This window comes from Marinobacter sp. 1-3A (genome assembly GCF_016597775.1).
Classification (GTDB): domain Bacteria; phylum Pseudomonadota; class Gammaproteobacteria; order Pseudomonadales; family Oleiphilaceae; genus Marinobacter; species Marinobacter xiaoshiensis.
The window spans coordinates 1-18,300 of record NZ_VCGZ01000009.1; the positions used below are offsets into that span (position 1 = coordinate 1).

The 18,300-nt window shown below is 52.6% G+C and carries 16 protein-coding genes; 8 read left to right on the forward strand and 8 right to left on the reverse strand.

Annotation, left to right across the window (positions count from 1 at the left end; translation table 11 throughout):
• Positions 1–154: 154 nt before the first annotated feature.
• From FE848_RS13795 to FE848_RS13830, 8 genes are all read right to left on the reverse strand, one after another.
• The gene (locus FE848_RS13795) at positions 155–835 is read right to left on the reverse strand and encodes a sensor histidine kinase (protein ID WP_200204100.1); all 681 of its coding nucleotides are present in this window, start codon (positions 833–835) and stop codon (positions 155–157) included.
• Positions 832–2,463 carry a tetratricopeptide repeat-containing response regulator gene (locus FE848_RS13800; RefSeq protein WP_200204102.1) on the reverse strand — a complete coding sequence of 544 codons (1,632 nt, stop codon included), beginning with the start codon at positions 2,461–2,463 and terminating at the stop codon, positions 832–834. The genes FE848_RS13795 and FE848_RS13800 overlap by 4 nt, the downstream gene beginning before the upstream one ends.
• Entirely contained in the window at positions 2,460–5,981 is a 3,522-nt protein-coding gene (locus FE848_RS13805; protein WP_200204112.1) for a NahK/ErcS family hybrid sensor histidine kinase/response regulator, read from the reverse strand. The genes FE848_RS13800 and FE848_RS13805 overlap by 4 nt, the downstream gene beginning before the upstream one ends.
• Positions 5,982–6,034: 53 nt before the next feature.
• Positions 6,035–6,544: a hypothetical protein gene (locus FE848_RS13810; RefSeq protein ID WP_200204115.1), complete on the reverse strand. Its 510-nt coding sequence runs from the start codon at positions 6,542–6,544 to the stop codon at positions 6,035–6,037.
• Positions 6,545–6,640: 96 nt separating this feature from the next.
• Entirely contained in the window at positions 6,641–8,422 is a 1,782-nt protein-coding gene (locus FE848_RS13815; RefSeq protein WP_200204117.1) for a sodium:solute symporter family protein, read from the reverse strand.
• Between the two features lie 4 nt (positions 8,423–8,426).
• On the reverse strand, positions 8,427–8,690 hold the full coding sequence (locus tag FE848_RS13820; RefSeq protein ID WP_200204119.1) for a DUF4212 domain-containing protein: 264 nt from the start codon (positions 8,688–8,690) through the stop codon (positions 8,427–8,429).
• Positions 8,691–8,899: 209 nt separating this feature from the next.
• The gene (locus FE848_RS13825) at positions 8,900–9,607 is read right to left on the reverse strand and encodes a PolC-type DNA polymerase III (RefSeq protein ID WP_200204121.1); all 708 of its coding nucleotides are present in this window, start codon (positions 9,605–9,607) and stop codon (positions 8,900–8,902) included.
• Positions 9,608–9,624: 17 nt separating this feature from the next.
• On the reverse strand, positions 9,625–11,541 hold the full coding sequence (locus tag FE848_RS13830) for a putative nucleotidyltransferase substrate binding domain-containing protein (protein WP_200204130.1): 1,917 nt from the start codon (positions 11,539–11,541) through the stop codon (positions 9,625–9,627).
• 198 nt (positions 11,542–11,739) lie between these two features.
• On the opposite strand from FE848_RS13830, the gene smrA reads away from it, so the two are divergent.
• From smrA to mtnC, 8 genes are all read left to right on the forward strand, one after another.
• Complete coding sequence (smrA, locus tag FE848_RS13835; RefSeq protein WP_200204132.1) at positions 11,740–12,321, forward strand: DNA endonuclease SmrA; 582 nt, start codon at positions 11,740–11,742, stop codon at positions 12,319–12,321.
• A 70-nt stretch (positions 12,322–12,391) separates the two neighbouring features.
• Positions 12,392–12,583, forward strand: a complete 192-nt coding sequence (locus tag FE848_RS13840) for a membrane lipoprotein lipid attachment site-containing protein (protein ID WP_200204134.1) — start codon at positions 12,392–12,394, stop codon at positions 12,581–12,583.
• A gap of 91 nt (positions 12,584–12,674) precedes the next feature.
• Positions 12,675–13,169: a (2Fe-2S)-binding protein gene (locus FE848_RS13845; protein WP_200204136.1), complete on the forward strand. Its 495-nt coding sequence runs from the start codon at positions 12,675–12,677 to the stop codon at positions 13,167–13,169.
• Between the two features lies 1 nt (position 13,170).
• A complete protein-coding gene (locus FE848_RS13850) occupies positions 13,171–15,375 on the forward strand; it encodes a xanthine dehydrogenase family protein molybdopterin-binding subunit (protein ID WP_200204138.1) in 2,205 nt (734 codons plus the stop codon).
• The gene (locus tag FE848_RS13855; protein ID WP_227715357.1) at positions 15,368–16,405 is read left to right on the forward strand and encodes an XdhC family protein; all 1,038 of its coding nucleotides are present in this window, start codon (positions 15,368–15,370) and stop codon (positions 16,403–16,405) included. Before FE848_RS13850 ends, FE848_RS13855 begins: the two co-directional genes overlap by 8 nt.
• The gene (locus tag FE848_RS13860) at positions 16,398–17,024 is read left to right on the forward strand and encodes a methylthioribulose 1-phosphate dehydratase (protein ID WP_200204140.1); all 627 of its coding nucleotides are present in this window, start codon (positions 16,398–16,400) and stop codon (positions 17,022–17,024) included. Before FE848_RS13855 ends, FE848_RS13860 begins: the two co-directional genes overlap by 8 nt.
• A complete protein-coding gene (locus FE848_RS13865; protein WP_200204143.1) occupies positions 17,021–17,581 on the forward strand; it encodes a 1,2-dihydroxy-3-keto-5-methylthiopentene dioxygenase in 561 nt (186 codons plus the stop codon). The genes FE848_RS13860 and FE848_RS13865 overlap by 4 nt, the downstream gene beginning before the upstream one ends.
• A complete protein-coding gene (mtnC, locus tag FE848_RS13870; RefSeq protein ID WP_200204145.1) occupies positions 17,578–18,270 on the forward strand; it encodes an acireductone synthase in 693 nt (230 codons plus the stop codon). The genes FE848_RS13865 and mtnC overlap by 4 nt, the downstream gene beginning before the upstream one ends.
• The last annotated feature ends 30 nt before the right edge of the window (positions 18,271–18,300 follow it).

The window sequence follows — 18,300 nt, forward strand, 5'->3', positions numbered from 1 at the left end:
GGCCTGCGCCGATGGTAGTGTGGCATTTGCCCATGTGAGAGTAGGTCATCGTCAGACTCTTAAGTCCAAACCCCAGCTTCTTGCGAAGCTGGGGTTTTTTTATGCCTGAAATAAATCAGATAGCTCGGACTTATTGAAATAATTAAAAAAACACTTAAGGAAGCCATATCTCGAAAACACCACCACCCAATTCACCGCCATTGTGGAGCTTGATGTAGCCCTTTCGATCTCCTTCGCTATGAAGGTTGGCGACAGCAGATACGAAGAAGAGACCAAGGCTGGTACTTCCTGTATTAAAATCTAAAGACTTGAAGCTAAGGGTCCCTGTATGTTGCATACTTTCGGGGTATCCCTCTCCATCGTCTTCTACCCGGATTACAAGGTAACCTTCACGTTCGGCTGCAGTTAGTTTGATCTCGCTCTTTGTATACCGTATAGCGTTGTTGATGGTGTTGTTCAGGACCCCTGTAAGTAGATCTGTATCAAAGAAACCGTTTATATCGTCGGACTCAATAGAGCACTCAATTCCCAACCCCTCCAGAAGCGGTGTATGCCTGGCAAGGTGTTCAGACAAAAACTCAGAAACGGAATGTTCTTCTATATGGGCTGACAGGTTATTTTCGCCTAGCCGGTATATTCCCAGAAGCTGTACCAGATCGTTGTGTATTCGCTCAGCTTCGTATTGGAGAGTATTAAACTTTGAGGACTCGGTAAGCTTTGCTTCATTTTCTGCTCGAAGTTCGTCCAGTGAGTTGAGCAGCATCCCCAGCGAGTTTTTCATATCATGTACCGCCAGAGCGAGAACCATAGAAAAGTCGATGTTTCGGTTTTTCATAGGGTTAGTGCCTTCAGTTTTCGTTGTAGAGCCAGGTAGCGCCTGTATTGCCCATGCTGCTCAGGAAGATCATCCAAACGACTAATATGTTGCTGGCAGCGATCAGTCAGCTTGTCGATCGAGCCGGTATCTTCATGTTGTTTGATTAAGACCTGTATCAGATTCAGGTTAAGGGCGGGGTGATCTGGAATTATCTCAAGTGCTTTAGAGAAGGTTTCCTCTGCCTCTTTAAGTGCTCCGGATTCGAAAGCTGCGATCCCCTCCCGGTTAAGGCCGCGGGCTTTGATCTTCATGCGAAAGCTGACGGGTTCGTCTAACAGGCTTTCGATCTTTCTGGCTGCTTCAGGATCTTCACCATAGCTTTCGTGTAGGCGTGCCAGCAGCGTTTTTGCCTCCCTTACGTTGTCCAGGCGATACAAGGTTTTTGCGTAGTCCAGCCCCATCTCCAACTCCAGTGGGTGAATCTCGCTTAGCCTCTCGCTGATGCTTTCCAGCATTGAATTAGCTTTCTCCACTTCCCCGCGTCCTGCCTGTATTCTGCATTGGATAACCAGGCTATGAAGTTCAAGGGTTTTACTTTCCGAAAACTGTCTTTCCATGCTGGCAAGAACTGATATGGCTTCATGTGCTAATGCTTGGCTCCCTTCATCCGTATCACCATCGCTCAGGTCGCAAAGCGCGTGAGCTAGTGCTATATGGTGGTCGGGACTGTGATGAATGGAGTGAGCACCAAGACGAACCGTTTGCCGCCATGCTTCTGTAGCTGTTTCCATGTCCTGATTGGCTTCTGCCAGCTCCGCCAAGTGCTTTTGACGAAGCAGGGCGTTTGGGGAGCGGGTTGTTGCCAGTTCCAGAACGTTCTGGGCTTGCCCTGAGCGGTTTTGACGTTCCAGTCCCTCTGCCAAAAGGTCGTAGGCCTCCATATAGTCCGGGTGGCTCTTAATCAATTTTCGCAAGCTTTCAACTGCTTCGTCGTAGCGATGGTTCGCAAGGAGCACTTTATTGCGTCCGACTCGGGCCCATGAAAGTTCGCGCTGGGAAAGAACCTCGTCATACACCTTGATTGCGTAGGATAGATCCCCTAACAGGAAATAGAGTTCTCCCAAGGTTTTCATTAACCATGTTTTGTACCGCGGTAGTCGCGAGAGGGCTGCATTGCAAAGCGAAATGGCTTCCGGATAATTTTCCCGGTCTATTTCGCGGTTGATCGGGAGTAAAGCGTTGCGTTGACTTATCAGGCTGCTAAGACGCTTTTCCAGCATTGCGTGGTTGATTGGCTTCGTGAGGTAGGCATCTGGTTGGTATTCTCGGGCGCCCATTACCATTTCTCTGGATGACTCCGACGTGACCATGAGAAACAGGGAGGACCTTTTCAAAAGCTTTTTATGACGCAGCTCCTCTAAAATGTGTTGGCCGTTTTTGCCCTTGCCCAAGTTATAGTCACAGAGCACTACATCAACGTGGTTGTAGGTGCAATATTCAATGGCGGGTTTGGCATGGGCCACCAGCTCAACATTATCTGCACCGCAGCTGCGAAGCATATGACGCATAGAGATCCTGAAGTTCTCAAAGTCGTCAACGACCAGGTAAGACAGCTTTCCAAAAACATTTTCGTTGGGATCACTCATGAGCGTTTCTGTTTCAGTAACTTATTCACCATAGCTCTCAAAGCTGCGGGTTTAACCGGTTTATAGAGGATCTGATAACCACGATCAATAGCATCCTCCCGCACTTCCGGAGCCATATACCCTGTTATGAGAATGCCTGGTACGTCGTGTTGAACCGATTCGCGTATGGAATCCATTGCGTCCAGCCCGTTTTTATCGTCATCAAGCTGGTAATCCGCAAGTATAATGTCGGGCGTCCTGCCTTCTAGCTTTTCCAAGGCATTTTCCAGGCTCTCAGCAGGTGTGATATCGCACCCCCAGTTTCCTAATAAGGCGACCATTCCCTGCAGTATTGCAGGGTCGTTATCGATGCAGAGAACGTTCAGGCCACCAAGACTGGAAACGCGGCGAGAGGTTTTTGCGGTAATCTTCTCTGTGGCTTGGTGAGCCTCGTCGGCCTGCGCAAGTGGAACGGTTACTGCAAAGACACTGCCTTTGCCCTGCACTGATTGCACACTTACAGGGTAGTCCAACATTCCGCTGATACGGTCGACGATTGCTAAACCCAGGCCTAAACCTTTTTTGTCCTTTCCATGCTGAAAGCGGCGGAATTCCTCGAAAATCAGGGTTAGCTGGTCTTCCGGTATACCCGGGCCTGTATCCCAAACCTCTATGCGCAGGTAACCTTTCAGGCGCCTGCATCCCATCAGGATTTTACCTTTCGTCGTATAGCGAATTGCGTTGGAAAGGAAGTTTTGTATCACCCGTCTGAGCAGTTTTGCGTCTGAGTATATCCATGCGGTGCTAGGTACTACATGCAGCTTTAGGCCTTGGTCCTCTGCAATCGCTGTAAAGTCAGTTGCCAGGTGGCGCATAATATCGTTAACCGGAAAAGCACCAAGGTCTGGTTCCAGAGCGCCTGCGTCGAGTTTGGAAATATCAAGGAGGGTGCTGATGATCTCTTCTGCTGCACCGAGTGAACTGTCGATGTGATCAACAAGTTCTCCTATCTCAGTGCTGGTGGCTTTGCCAGCAAGTGCTGAAGTAAAAAGGCGAGCGGCATTGAGGGGCTGCAGGAGGTCGTGACTGGCGGCGGCCAGAAAGCGGGTTTTACTTTGGTTCGCCTTCTCAGCAACCGACTTGGCTTTGAGCATCTGCTCGTTGATTACCTGCAGTTCCTGAGTTCGTTCTTTGACACGCTGTTCAAGATAGGTGTTGGTCTCTTTCAGGGCCTGCTCAGTACGGCGCATGGCTGTAATATCCTGAAATGTCGTGACATAGCCGCCACCGGGGATTGGGCTGCCATCTATCTTGACGACGGTTCCGTCAGGCCTCTGACGCTCATAGGATATGCGTTTGCCTTCGCGCATGCTGGCGTAGTGGTCGGAGATGATTTCATCAATACGCCGTGCTGGCAGGTGGACGTTCGTCAGGTTATACCGCATCAGGTCTTCTGCAGGCCTACCGGCTTTCACAAACCCTTTCGGATAGCTGAAAAGCTCAAGGTAGCGTTGATTCCAGACCACTACTTGCTGCTGCTGGTTTACCACTGATACGCCAAGACTGATATTCTCAATAGCCGATTGCAGCAGTTCCCGGCTGAAAGTCATGGCTTGCGAGGCTTCATCAACGATGCTGACCACGTCTTCGATCTGCATGTCGCGGCCCGTGAGGGTCGATTCCAGCACAACCCTGGCTGTAGATGCCCCAATCACCGACGCAAGCTGGCGTTCTACATATTTCATCAGGTGGGAGGATGCAGGGCGATGCAGATGCAGCCTCACTGCATTGCGGCGCTCATAATTATGAAAAATGGTCTCAGAGCGCTCCTCACCCATAAACCTGTCGCTAAGTGCTTGCAGGTCTGATGTGAGTATTTCACCTTGCCAGCTTTGGTGATGGACCGTATCGCCTTTTGGATGCGGGTCCTGAAAGAATGAGGCAATCTGTATTTTCTCGCGCACTCTTTGCTGGGTTACCAGTGAAAGCAGCACGTAAACCAGAGTGTTTGTGCCCAAGCTCCAGATAATGCCGTGGCTGGTCTCGTCGAGGTCCAGTCCGAAAAGAGCGGTCGGTCTGGTCCAGCTTAGTCCCCATATACCTTCGTTAATGAGTGAATCACTAAACCAGCCTGTTGATGCCAAGGCGGGAAGCAAAAGAGTGTAGCACCATATAAGAAATCCCAGGCCCAGCCCCCAAGCTGCGCCGGTGGCATTTCCGCGCCGCCACAGAATACCGCCTACCAAAGCAGGCCCAAATTGGGCGGCTGCAGCGAAAGATAAAAGTCCGAACGAGGTCAGGCTGTAATCTTCTCCCGCCATACGGTAAAAACCATAAGCCGTCAGCAGAACCACAAAAATAGCCACTCTGCGAATACCCAATAGCAGAGAACTCAGGTCGGCTTGCCGGTTCATCCTGGGACGGAAGAACTTCAGCAGGGCAGGCATGATGATTTCATTGCTTACCATGGTGGCGATGGCAACGGAGCAAACGATAACCATGGCAGCAGCTGCTGAGCCGCCGCCGAGGAACGCGAGAATCGCCAGCCACTCTTTGCCGGCCATAATTGGTAGCTGCAGAATGAGAATGTCCGGGTTACTTGCAATTGCTTCTGGCGCCAAAAGACCAGCGGCTGCAATGGGCAGAACAAAGGCGCTGGCCACAATGAGATAGACGGGCATTGCCCAGCGAGCGACTTCGAAGTCCCGGTGATCGGCGTTCTCGACTACCATTACGTGGAACTGTCTTGGCAGACAGATAATGGCAAGCATGGCAACGAGTGTCTGGGTGATGAACGCAGGCGCTTCAAGGCCATCGGTTGTAAGAATGCCGGTCAGGTCGGCTTCCTTTATATTACCTACCAAGTCGCCAAAGCCATTATAAAGCCCATACCCAACGAATAGCCCAACAGCTACAAAGGCAATAAGTTTGATCAGTGATTCAAATGCCACGGCCTGAATCATGCCGCGGTGGTGCTCTGTAGATTCCAAATGACGAGTGCCAAAAAGAACGGTAAATGCAGTTAGCGCGAGGGTAATGTACCAGGCCGCGTCGCTCCAGGCTGCTGTGCTTAACTCCTGGCTACCTGTGCCAGTGTTGGACAGCACACTAAAGCCCATTGCGATGGCTTTCAGCTGCAGTGCGATGTATGGCACGCTGCCAATCAGCGCAAAGGCCGCAATCATGGCGGCTAGCAGCTGGGACTTGCCATAGCGAGAAGCAATAAAGTCTGCGATAGAGGTGCTGTTGTTACGCTTGCTAATATAAATGATACGTCTCAGCAGTGGCGCACCGAATACAAAGACCAGCAAGGGGCCCAGGTAGATAGGCAGAAAACCCAGGCCTTCTTGAGTGGCTCGGCCTACGGCTCCATAGAATGTCCAGGAAGTAAAATAGACGGCCAAAGACAGCGAATAAACATGCGTTCTGGCGAAGCGCCGGCTATAAAGTCCTGGATGCTTATCACCCGCCCAAGCGATGATAAACAGGATAGATATGTAGGTGATGGAAATTAAAACCAGCAGCCAGACACTAATCATATTTCTTTGTTTCCGTCAGGTAGGGCGGGTTACCAGGTCTTAATACCAGAATGTCAGCTGGAACATACCGTTGAATAAAGTTCGTCACTCCTCTCCAGGACCTTGAGGTTGTCTATTCGCGGTGTTCCGTCTGAGCCGAGAGGAACGAGCTCGCGAGTCGCACAGTTAATGATATGTACCCTGTGAGAAACGGCATCCGTTATCTTCTGTTCGAAGCGATACAGTGTAAATCTGACGATATTCGGATTGCTGGTATCTCCCCGGCCGATGCTGTTTGTGTCCACCGTAGAAAACGCAGTTACATAAGGATAGACCAGAGACCATGGGCGCCAGAAGATGCCTTTCCGCTCAGTGCTAACGACTACGGCTTCATCAGGCAGGCGCGATTGCTTGTGGTCAAACCAGGTGTATTCTCCGTAAATCAAATAACCAAGCATACCGATGCCGGCAAATACCGGAATTATCCATTTAGGCGCCATATTGCGGGTTGCGACCCGGATGCCTAAAGCAATACCAGCGGCACCCAGCCCGCAAAAAACGGTGGCGACAAGAGTCCAGAACATAAAATATTTTCCTTAAAAAAGAACGGGCTCCCTCATTGAGGAAGCCCGTCCAGAACAACCTGACAACTCGTTGAGTCAATCAGGCCAGAGTATTACTTAGTGGTCTTGAGCTTGTCCGGCACCGCGTGGGTAACGAACGCTTTCAACCAGCTCCTGAATCTCAACGGGCGGCTCATCAGTTGCATTGGATACAACGAAGGCTACCGCAAAGTTAACCAGTGCACCAATAGCACCGATCGACAGGGGAGAGATTCCCAATACCCAGTTTGCAGGCGTGTCCGCAAGGTTAGCTGTGCCTGGAATGAAGAACCATCCTTTGTACACAAAGATATACGAAAGGGTGAACACCAAACCGCTCAACATGCCCGCAATAGCACCGGTATTGTTAATACGCTTGGAGAATATGCCCATCATCAGAGCGGGGAACAGTGAGGCTGCCGCGATACCGAAAGCCAGCGCTACAACCTGAGCTGCAAACCCGGGTGGATTGGCACCGAGGTAGGTTGCAACAACAATTGCTATAGCCATGGAGATACGGGCTGCCAGCAGTTCGCCTTTATCCGTGATGCCCGGATTGATTGAGCCTTTGATCAAGTCATGGCTCACTGCCGAAGATATGGCTAACAGGAGGCCCGCCGCTGTTGATAGTGCGGCAGCAAGGCCACCCGCAGCAATCAAGCCGATAACCCAGCCAGGGAGGTTAGCGATTTCGGGGTTGGCGAGTACGATGATATCGCGGTTCACATCAAGCTCATTGCCTTTCCAGCCACGAGCTTCCGCCTTAGCCTGGAACGCTGTGCCGGGGGCGTCGGATGCATCATTGTACATCTGGATGCGGCCGTCTTCGTTTTTGTCTGTGAACTTGATCAGGCCAGTAACTTCCCATTCCTTAACCCACTGTGGGCGGTCTTCATATTTAATGGGTTCGGCTGCAGTGCCATCCGGGTATACGGTTGTCATCAAGTTCAGTCGAGCCATGGATGCAACCGCAGGTGCTGTCAGGTACAGCAAGGCGATGAACACCAAAGCCCAGCCAGCAGACCAGCGCGCATCAGCAACCTTCGGAACTGTGAAGAAGCGGATGATAACGTGAGGAAGGCCTGCTGTACCGATCATCAGGGTCAGGGTGAACAGAACCATGTTGAGGTGGCTGTCAACATCAGCAGAATACTCGCTGAAACCAACATCAGTAATAACCTGGTTCAGCTTGTCGAGAATCGGCATGCCAGAATCAAGGTGTGTTGAGAACAGGCCCAGTGCCGGAATGGGGTTGCCGGTCAACTGGAAGGAAATGAATACAGCTGGAATCGTATAGGCAACGATCAATACGCAGTACTGGGCAACCTGGGTGTAGGTGATACCTTTCATCCCGCCGAGTACGGAATAGATGAAGATAACGACAGCAGCAATCATCAAGCCTGTTGTGGAGTCAACTTCCAGGAAGCGAGAGAAAGCCACGCCGGCACCAGCCATCTGGCCGATTACGTACGTCAGGGAGGCAACAATCAGGCAGATTACAGCAACCAGACGAGCTTTTTTGCTGTAGAAACGATCGCCGATAAATTCCGGAACCGTAAACTTGCCGAATTTACGCAAGTAAGGTGCAAGTAGCATGGCTAGCAGAACGTATCCACCAGTCCAGCCCATCAGGTAGGCGGAGCTTGCGTAGCCACTGGCGGCAATAATACCTGCCATGGAAATAAAGGATGCCGCAGACATCCAGTCGGCACCAATAGCCATGCCGTTCGTAATAGGGTGAACGCCGCCGCCAGCAACGTAGAAGTCTTTTGTACTTCCGGCCTTGGCCCAGACAGCAATGAGTATGTAGATGAGGAAGGACCCACCTACAAACATGATGTTGATTGCAAATTGGCTCATACGCTTACTCCTCGTCCACGCCGAATTGTTTATCGAGTCTGTTCATGCGCCACGCGTAGTGGAAGATGAGTCCAATGAACGTGAGAATAGAACCCTGTTGGGCAAACCAGAAACCCAAATCGGTTCCGCCGATTGGGATACCTGAAAGCATAGGGCGCAGAACGATTCCAAAACCGTATGAGACCAGAGCCCAGACAATCAGGCTCCCAGATATAAGGCGAAGGTTCGCCTTCCAGTACTTTTCAGCATCGTAGCTATGACCTGACATAGGATTACTCCTGTCTTGTTGTTGTTTGTCTGCAGTGGGTATTTTGTGAGCTGAGAGAGCCAGAGAGTTTATTATTCATATTAGTACTTCCCCTACTTGTTCTCTTGACTGACTCTACCGGGAAGGTGACATATAGATATTGGCAAAAAGTCTAATTTTGGGTTGTTTGCGGTCGTAAGCGTCGGTTTCAGAAAGGGCGGCTGGCGCAATCACACCCCGTGAATGCTTTGCAGTCGGCGATGGTAGCGTAGTTTATCGTGCAGCTCCTTCAGGGTTTTCAAGCCGCTTTTATGGGCCTTGTTCAGCGCGATGAGGGTTAACTCGGCAGTCGCCAGGGCATCGGAAGCAGCATGGTGTCTGGCACTGACCTCAAGGCCAAAAAAGTCTGCCCAGTGATCAAGCCCCTTGCCTCCGGTGAGGGCGTCCGGAAAGAATGCAGGTAACAGATCTGCCACATCCATCCAAGTGTGGTTTCGGGTATAGCCGAGCTCAGCTTTCAGGGTTTTCTCCAAAAACTTTTGATCAAATGCAGAGTGATATGCGAGCACCGGATCACCGTTCATCCATTCCAGCAAAAACAGTAATGCGTCCTCGGTTTCGTGGCCTTGAGTGAGAGCTTCCGGCCCGATGCCGTGAATCAGTACTGTCTCGGTTATGTCCAGTTCAGGGCGCCGCAAAATCAGATCGAATTGGTCGCTGAGATCTATAGCCCCTCCGTTGATGGCCACTGCACCAACGGCAATGACCTCATCCTTGCTTGCATTCAAGCCTGTGGTCTCTAGATCCAGTACTATCAGGCGGCACTCTGAGAGCAGTTGATCCCCGGGGACTTTGGGGTTGGGTGTCTTCTCTGGCGCAATGTTGCCAGTCTGGCCACCGCGGCGGCGTTCAATCCACTGCTTGATCTGTTCCAACATGGGACGGCGGCCTGGGTTCAGAGTTGATAGGTAACTTCGAGTTTCTGTTGCAGGCGTTGGGCCTGCCGGAAAGACTCACGGAGAATTCGCCTGTCCAGCGGATTCAGATCGTCCGGATCTATGTAGTTGGTGAGTTCGTCTCCGCGCTCCAGCATTTCCTGATGGGAACGCATGCGGATAGCCTGTATGAGGCTGTAGGCATCTTTCCATGCGTTAGCATCTTTTGCATCGAAAACGCCTGCTTTCGTAAGGTCGTCCATTCTTTCAAGTGTGTTTGCGCTTTTTACTCCATTGGCCAAGGCAAACACGCGTACTGACTCCACAAAAGGCGCAAGGCCTTGGCGCTTCAAATCGAGACTGCGCTTTTTGCCGTCCGTGACATAACGAAAATTGCGGAACATGGTTAGCGGTGGCTTCCTCTGAAATGCGTTGCCTGCCAGCATTTTCTGGAACAGGGCGTTTTTCTGGATTCTAGTGAGCACTTTATCGAGGAGTTCATCCAGCGAGTCTGTTGGGCCATAAATGGCCCTCATATCCAGGAAGATGGATGAATACACAAGGTTTTGTGGGGTGGAGGCGTCTATGAACCGGACGAACCAGTCGTCCCATTCGCGGTCGCTCAGGCACAACTTTGGGTTGCTGGCCATGATGTTGCCTTTGCACAGAGTGAATCCGCACTCTGCAAGCTCATCGTTAACGACCCGGGCAAATGGCAGCAGCTTTTCCCGCACCTGATCTTCCGTCATGCCGTCAGGCGTCTGAAACAGGATGCCGTTGTCCTGGTCGGTCAGCAGAGTTTGCTCTTGCCGGCCCTCACTGCCGAATGTGAGCCAGGTAAAGGGTATGCCCGGGTCATTTTTCTTGATGTTAAGCTCAAGCACACGGCGCACAGTAACGTCGTTAAGCGTGGTTATGATCTTCACAACTTGCCCTGAATCAGCACCGTGGGCCAGCATGGCATCTACCAGTCGTGAAACGTCTGTGCGCAGGCTAACCAGAGTTCTCAAGTGGGTTGCGGTGCCAATTGTTCTGGCCAGGCTAACCAGATCCACTCGCTGCAGGGAAAACAGGTCTCGCTCGGATACCATTCCAATCAAGCAGTTATTCTCGTCCACCAGGCACAGGTGCGAAAAATGGTGTTCTGCCATTAGCATGGCTGCGGCAAAAGCATCTGCCGTTGCGGGCAGACAGCAAGGATCTTTTGTCATGATCTGGCGTACCGGGGCATCCAGAGAGCAGGTGTCTTCTGCAATCATGGTGCGCAGGTCCCGGAGGGTGAAAATCCCGGCGGGGTGCCGGTTATCATCAGTGATAACAATGCTGCCAACGTTATTCTCATGCATCCTGGCAACAGCTTTACGCACAGGCAAATCCGGCGTACATACAATCGGATTGCGAAGCGCATAACGGTCTAGAGGGGTGCTCAGGGATATGCTGGAGCCCATTGATGCCATTGCGCCGGTTTGTATGCGCTGGTTCACTTGGTCGAGCAGACTGCTTACGCCACGCAAACAAAAGTCACGGAAGGGCTCGCTTTCGGATATCAGGGTAATAAAGGCATCCTGTTCGATGCTCAGGCAGAAGGTGTCTCCGGCCGCGCGGTGCAGTGTCCGGGTGGGCCGTTCGCCTACAATGGCCGCCAGAGGAAAGCACTCGCCAATACTTATTTCGAAGGTGGTCTCGGTTTTGTCGGCTTTGTCATTATGGCGTTCGCCGCGAATCCGTCCCTGTTTAACAACGTAGAATCTGTTAACAACACCATCTTCTGCAGCGAGAACAACATCACCATCGGCATAGAAACGCAGCGTGGCGTGTTCTGCAAAGTGCGCGAGGTGGTCATCGTCCATGTTGGAGAAGGGTGCATGTGCTTGCAGGAAGACCATAATGGAGCGGGTATTCTGCGGTCGTGTATTGTCCTGGTTGGAAGCTGCCATGGCCGTTCCGCTCTTTCGTTATTATTGTGAGTTTACAGTGTAGAACACTGGACCGCGTCTCCACCCTACGATTTTGGTCGAATCTGCGACCGCTCTTAAAATGCGTGGAGCAACTACGAGTAATCCCCCAGCTTTCTTTATGGAAGGACTGGCGGGTGGTAAGGTCTATTCATTCAGCAGGTTATTGAAAGCACGGCCATGATTACCAAAAATGATCGCCTCAGTTTTCTTGAGGAAATGAAGGATGTCAGACGCATCCGAAAGCCCAATCGGGCAGAGATAACTTCGCCCCGAGAGTTGACGCCTGGCCATTTGGAGCGCCAACGTTCTGCTGTGGAAAAGCCCCTCAAAGATGCCAATCCTCTCACCGCCGACTTTGTTGAGCCCTTGACCGCGCACGATATCCTTAGTTGGCAGCGCCCAGGTATACAGAATGGTGTTTTTCGCAAGCTTCGGCTAGGGCAGTATCCCATCGAGGCGAGGCTCGATCTTCATCGTATGACAGTTGAGGAAGCCCGCAAAGAGGTATACCAGTTTATTGAAGATTGTGTCCGGTACGGCCTGCGATCCGTCATAATTCTTCATGGCAAGGGTGAACGCAATCCTGATGGCATAGCTCAGCTCAAAAGCTATCTCGCCAAATGGTTGCCAGAACTCTTGGCGGTAATGGCATTCCATTCGGCCCAAAAGCGCCATGGAGGAACCGGGGCGGTGTATGTCATGGTGCGTAAAAGCGATAAGGAAAAACAGCGTAACCGGGAATTATATGGATCAGGCTAGTACTGCGTTTTTTGTTTTGTGCACCGGGGCTGAAACCAAAGCTGTAACAAACTGAATTTAGGAGTTTTCTATGAAAAAAATCTCATTGATAATATTTGTTGTTCTCGCGCTGGCGGGCTGCAAAGACCGTGTAATCTGGGATGACAACGGTAAGCTCGAAGAAAAGACGCAGAATCGTGAAATTTGGGATTCTAAAGGAAAGATGAATAAAGGTGAGCGTGAAGTCTGGGTTAATAAAGACGGCGAAAAGGTTGTGAAGTAAAACCTATATTCAAGCCAGTTAAACGGCCTCCGACTACATAAAACAAAGAACCTGGCGAGAAGCCGGGGAAAAAGAGCGGGAGAGAGCAGGCATGGCACTGAGCCTTACAGTTAACGGCGAACAGTGGTCGCTGGATATTGAGGGTAATACCCCTCTTTTATGGGTATTGCGTGACGAACTTGGGCTCAAGGGTACAAAGTTTGGGTGTGGCGTGGGGCTTTGCGGTGCCTGCACGGTGCATCTGAATGGGCAGCCAGTGCGCTCCTGTTCGACACCAGTAGAGATGGCTGTTGGTGGTGAGGTGACGACCATAGAGGGTTTGGCGGAAGAGGGTCAGTTGCACGCCCTGCAAAAAGCATGGATTGCAGAGGGGGTGCCCCAGTGTGGCTATTGCCAGTCTGGCCAGATAATGAGTGCTGCACATCTTCTTGCAACCAATTCGGCACCTGCCCGGGACGATATTGTTGCTGCCATGACCGGTAACCTTTGCCGTTGTGGCACCTACTCTCGAATCATTGCCGCGGTTGAGTCAGTTGCAGGAAATTCTCTGGCATACGATGCCTCTGGCACTGGAGAAGGAAACTGATATGACGATGAACCGACGTGATTTTCTGAAGGTGGGTGCAGGTGCATCCGGGTCATTGATGCTGTCCCTCTCACTCCCGGGTTGTTCCGGAATGCCGACAGGCTTCAAAGAAGAAACGGGTGAGTGGAAACCGGATGCCTGGCTTGAGATAACGAATACGGACGACATTCATTTTACTCTGGCCCGAGTCGAAATGGGGCAGGGTACCTATACCGGCCTGACCACTCTGATTGCAGAAGAGCTGGAAGTTGACCCGGAGGCGATCACCCCCAGATTCGCGCCAGTGGCGCCGGAGTATCGTAACCCCTTGTACAAGCTGCAGCTCACGGGTGGCAGTACCAGTATATCCACCAGCTGGGAGCCGCTCCGTACGGCCGGGGCTTCGGCGCGGCAAATGCTCATTTTGGCGGCTGCCAGGGTCTGGAATGTGGATGCGGATAAGTGCACCGCACGCCAGGGCCGGGTATTTCACCCCAATGGCCTGGATTCCTTGCGCTACGGACAGTTGGTAGAGCTAGCCTCCAAAGAGGTTATTCGCGGGGATGTTGCACTCAAGCCTGCCAGTGAGTGGAAGTACATTGGTAAGCAGCGAGGCAGGCTTGATGCCCGTGCCAAGTCTACAGGCACTGCGGTTTACGGAATAGATGTTGAGCTCCCTGGCATGGTTTACACCGTGGTAAGCCGGCCGCCTCAATACGGTGGTCGTGTAAAGGCCTTTAATGAAAGTGAAGTCCGCGCCATGCGGGGTGTTCTTGATGTGTTTGAGATTGAACGCGGTGTGGCCATTGTTGCTGACAAGTACTGGAGTGCCCGAAAAGCCCAGAACGCGTTGAAAGTAGAATGGGACAACTCGGATGCTTTCTCGCTTTCCACTAGCGAGGTGTTCGCTTCCTACCGAAAGGCAGCCGACAAAGATCGCGGCAAGTCAGAGCGTAGCGAAGGCGACTATGAGGGGGCTGTAAAAAAGGCCGGTAAGGTATTTGAGGCAGAGTACAGCCAGCCCTACCTGGCCCACTCAACACTGGAACCGATGAATGCCACGGCGTGGTACAAAGGTGACAGCATCGAAGTTTGGGCACCTACACAGGCTCCGGATCTTGGCCGAATTGCAGCGGCTCGGGTAACTGATCTTTCCCCAGGTGATGTCACGATTCATACCACGTTTCTCGGTGGTGGGTTCGGTCGCCGCTTGACTCAGGATTTCATCGAAGAGGCTGCAGCAGTTGCCTATCGGGTAAAGAAGCCGGTGAAACTTATCTGGTCGCGGGAAGAGGATACGCAGCACGACCTGTATCGCCCCGCTATGTTGCACCGGATGCAGGCTAGCCTTGAAGCTGATCAGCTGACTGGCTGGCATCACCAGATCGTTGGTCCCCAGTTGCTGGATTGGTATGTGCGTAATGCCGCGCCGGCCCAATACCCCTGGGCACCCAAGTTCATGTACGACACCCTGGGCAAGGTTGGCTTGCTAGCCGAAGGGATAGCGACCCCCAAGGACATGTCTGCGATTGAGGGGGCTATTGAGTACCCCTACAACGTAGAGAATCTTGATATTCGACACACCCATACCGACCCCGGCGTTCCTGTCACTTTTTGGCGGTCAGTGGGCTACTCCCATAACGGTTTTGCCGTTGAAACCTTTATGGATGAGCTGGCACACGAAACTGGAGAAGATCCCTACCAGTTCCGTCGCAAGCTATTGAAAGGCCAGCCCCGGCACTTGGACGTCCTCGACAGGGCTGTGCGAATGGCCGGCTGGGATACCCCGGTTGCGGAAGGTCGCGGGCGAGGCATAGCACTGTTCAAGAGCTTTGGAACCTTTGTGGCGCAAGTGGTCGAAGCTGGTATAGAGAAGGGTGCCATCAAGGTTTACAAGGTGGCCTGTGCTGTGGACTGCGGCCAAGTGGTGAACCCACGCATTGTGGAAGACCAGATTGAAGGCGGGATTATCTTTGGACTGACGGCAGCCCTTTACGGCGAGATAAGCTTCGAGGGTGGCAAAGTGCAGCAGAGCAACTTCCACGATGTTCAGTTGATGCGGCAGTACGAGCGGCCAGAAGTAACGGTGGATATAGTGCCGAGTACCGAATCACCAACCGGTGTTGGTGAGCCAGGGGTGCCGCCGGTTATCCCTGCACTGGGCAACGCGCTGTTCGCACTGACCGGCAAACGCCAACGCACCTTGCCTCTGAAAGCAGATGCCTGACGCACCAGCATCACAGATGACCAGTGGCCACGAATCGGTAGTCAAAGATGTTTTGTCATGGCTTGAGCAAGGCAGGCGGGTGTGGCTGTGCACTATTGTGGAAACCTGGGGCTCATCGCCCCGGCCCGCCGGGTCCTGGCTTGCGGTTAGTGATTCAGGGCAGTGGAGTGGTTCGGTGTCTGGCGGCTGCCTGGAAGAGGATCTTCTACGCCGAACTGTGGCAGAGGGCGCGGATTACCCGGTGGTCGTGGACTATGGCATTACCGACGGTGATCGTGACCATTTCCGGCTGCCCTGTGGCGGTCGCATCCGGTTACTGGTGGAACCCTTGGGCAGCACCGCATCGACCAGAAGCGGCGCGCTAGAGCATGTGCGGCAGTTGGCGGAGTCCTTGAGGAGCCGCCAGCCTGTAGCTCGGAGAGTCAGTCTGCAAGGCGTAGTTGAACTGGAGTTACCGGAGCCAGCTGCTCAGCCAGGTATTATGTTTGATGGTGAAGAGCTGCTCCAGACACTGCAGCCGGAGTGCAGGTTACTGCTGATAGGGGCAGGTGAGGTGGCGCGATATGTGGCTGAATTTGCGACTGCTGCGGATTTCACCGTAACCCTTTGCGAGCCGCGGGAAGCTTTTTCCTCTGGTTGGGGGTACCCGCACCTGCCACTCGACCGGCGCTTGCCAGATGATCTGGTCGCCGAGTCTTTTAATGATAGCTGGTGCGGAGTCTTGGCCCTGGCCCATGATCCGAGAATAGACGACATGGGTCTGCTGGCGGCCTTGCAGTCGTCGGCATTTTATGTGGGTGCCATGGGCTCTAAACGAACCTCTGACACCCGGCGGGAGCGGTTGTTTTCACTTGGGCTTGGTGAGGCAGATTTGCAGCGCCTAAGGGCACCGATTGGCATTAACATTCCCAGTAAAACCCCCGCAGAAATTGCCATTTCTGTTGTTGCTGATCTGATTGCAGCACGGCATCATTTGCGCATAACTCACGAGCCATGCGCTTCATATTCTGGAAAGGAAAACCGTGTTTGATGTAAACCAATACGCTGTTGTTGCCGACTCCATCGCAGATGCCGGGCGTTTTCTGTACGAGCGTGGCTGGTCTCCGGCCACAAGCAGCAACTACTCTGCCCGAGTAGATCAGGATCATATTGCTATTACAGTGTCTGGCCGCCACAAAGGGCAATTGGGTGCAGGCGATGTCATGGTGGTCGATCTTCAGGGTAAGCCGGTACAGAGTGACAGCCGCGCGTCTGCAGAAACCTTGCTGCACACGGCGTTGTATCAGGTGTTTCCGGATGCCGGCGCGGTTCTTCACACGCACTCAGTTAATGCAACGGTGCTAAGCAGGTTGGTGCCTGCAGGGGAACTTCTGACATTTGAGGGCTACGAACTGCAAAAAGCGTTTGATGGCGTGGAAACCCACGAGACAGCCGTGACGGTCCCGGTTTTCGATAACACCCAGGATATTGAAGCTTTGGCCAAGGATACCCAAGCGTGGTTCCTGAAACACCCTGAGCAACCCGGTTACCTGATTCGCGGGCACGGGCTGTACACCTGGGGCAAAACCATGGCGGATTGTCTGCGGCATGTTGAAGCTTTTGAGTTTCTTTTCGAGTGTGAGCTTGCAACCATGAGGGTTAGCCCATGACGACTTTGAGTATTTTTGACGCACACAACCCGGAAGCTACGCCGGCAGTCACCCATGATTCTGGTGAGATAGGTGCCCTGCTGAAAAGCAAGGGTGTTCGTTTTGAACGCTGGCCAACCCAGGATTTACCAGCGGATGCAGCACCGGTGGAGATTCTGGAAGCCTACAGCGCTGAAATCGCGAAGCTGAAGGCCGAAAGCGGTTTTCAGACTGCCGACGTGATCAGCCTGAACCCGGATAACCCCCAGAAGGAGGCTTTCCGGAAGAAGTTTCTGGATGAGCATACCCACAGCGAGGATGAAGTGCGTTTTTTCGTTCGTGGTCAGGGCATATTCTATCTGCATCTTGGCGATCAGGTGTTTGCTGTTCAGTGCCAGAAGAACGATCTGATCAGCGTACCTGAAGGCACTCGACACTGGTTTGATATGGGGCCGGAGCCGGAGTTTACCTGCATCCGCCTGTTTACCAATCCTGAAGGCTGGGTCGCGGAGTTCACCGGGGACAATATTGCCGGGCAATTACCGCGCTATGAAGCTCTGGAAGGAGAGGCCGTATGATTCGCGTGATTCTTACCGACATTGAAGGCACAACCAGTTCCATTTCCTTTGTGCACGATGTGCTGTTTCCCTATGCCGCCGAGCATCTGCCGGAATTTATCCGCAAACATTGGGATAGCCCGGAAGTGTCGGAACAACTGGATGGAGTGGCAAAAGAGTCTGGTGCAGATCGCGAGGATGCCGGGGCATTGATCGAAGCACTGCAAGGGTGGATTCGTGAAGACCGCAAGGCTACATCGCTCAAGGCGCTTCAGGGCATGGTTTGGGAGCAGGGCTACCAACAAGGTGAGCTCAACGGCCATATCTACGAAGACGCCGCCCAATACCTGCAGCACTGGCACGACCGTGGTCTGCGTTTGTACGTTTACTCGTCTGGTTCGGCGAAAGCCCAAAAACTTATTTTTGGTTTTACCACGTCTGGCGATTTCACACCGTTTTTCTCTGGTTATTTCGACACCCGGATTGGTGGAAAGAGAGAGCCGGAAGCTTACCGGAACATTCTTGAGGAGCTCGGTGTAGAGGGCGCGACTGTCCTGTTTCTCTCGGATGTTGAGGCTGAACTTGTGGCAGCAGAAGCCGCAGGTATGAAAACTGCCTGGCTGATCCGGGATGGTGATTTGCCCGAAACAGAGCGTTTTGTCGCCCGGGATTTCGCCGAGGTAGACGCTGCCTTGCTGCGGAAGCGGTAGTCGTTCGCTCGCAAGCACAAGCGGGTGCCG

Bases quoted from the DNA above. Each gene is read 5' to 3' on its own strand.
- FE848_RS13800 (WP_200204102.1), bottom strand. From the start codon at position 2,463: ATGAGTGATCCCAACGAAAATGTTTTTGGAAAGCTGTCTTACCTGGTC.
- FE848_RS13820 (WP_200204119.1), bottom strand. From the start codon at position 8,690: ATGTCAGGTCATAGCTACGATGCTGAAAAGTACTGGAAGGCGAACCTT.
- smrA (WP_200204132.1), top strand. From the start codon at position 11,740: ATGATTACCAAAAATGATCGCCTCAGTTTTCTTGAGGAAATGAAGGAT.
- FE848_RS13845 (WP_200204136.1), top strand. From the start codon at position 12,675: ATGGCACTGAGCCTTACAGTTAACGGCGAACAGTGGTCGCTGGATATT.
- mtnC (WP_200204145.1), top strand. From the start codon at position 17,578: ATGATTCGCGTGATTCTTACCGACATTGAAGGCACAACCAGTTCCATT.
- FE848_RS13795 (WP_200204100.1), bottom strand. From the start codon at position 835: ATGAAAAACCGAAACATCGACTTTTCTATGGTTCTCGCTCTGGCGGTA.
- FE848_RS13865 (WP_200204143.1), top strand. From the start codon at position 17,021: ATGACGACTTTGAGTATTTTTGACGCACACAACCCGGAAGCTACGCCG.
- FE848_RS13825 (WP_200204121.1), bottom strand. From the start codon at position 9,607: ATGTTGGAACAGATCAAGCAGTGGATTGAACGCCGCCGCGGTGGCCAG.
- FE848_RS13805 (WP_200204112.1), bottom strand. From the start codon at position 5,981: ATGATTAGTGTCTGGCTGCTGGTTTTAATTTCCATCACCTACATATCT.
- FE848_RS13850 (WP_200204138.1), top strand. From the start codon at position 13,171: ATGACGATGAACCGACGTGATTTTCTGAAGGTGGGTGCAGGTGCATCC.
- FE848_RS13815 (WP_200204117.1), bottom strand. From the start codon at position 8,422: ATGAGCCAATTTGCAATCAACATCATGTTTGTAGGTGGGTCCTTCCTC.
- FE848_RS13840 (WP_200204134.1), top strand. From the start codon at position 12,392: ATGAAAAAAATCTCATTGATAATATTTGTTGTTCTCGCGCTGGCGGGC.
- FE848_RS13830 (WP_200204130.1), bottom strand. From the start codon at position 11,541: ATGGCAGCTTCCAACCAGGACAATACACGACCGCAGAATACCCGCTCC.
- FE848_RS13855 (WP_227715357.1), top strand. From the start codon at position 15,368: ATGCCTGACGCACCAGCATCACAGATGACCAGTGGCCACGAATCGGTA.
- FE848_RS13810 (WP_200204115.1), bottom strand. From the start codon at position 6,544: ATGTTCTGGACTCTTGTCGCCACCGTTTTTTGCGGGCTGGGTGCCGCT.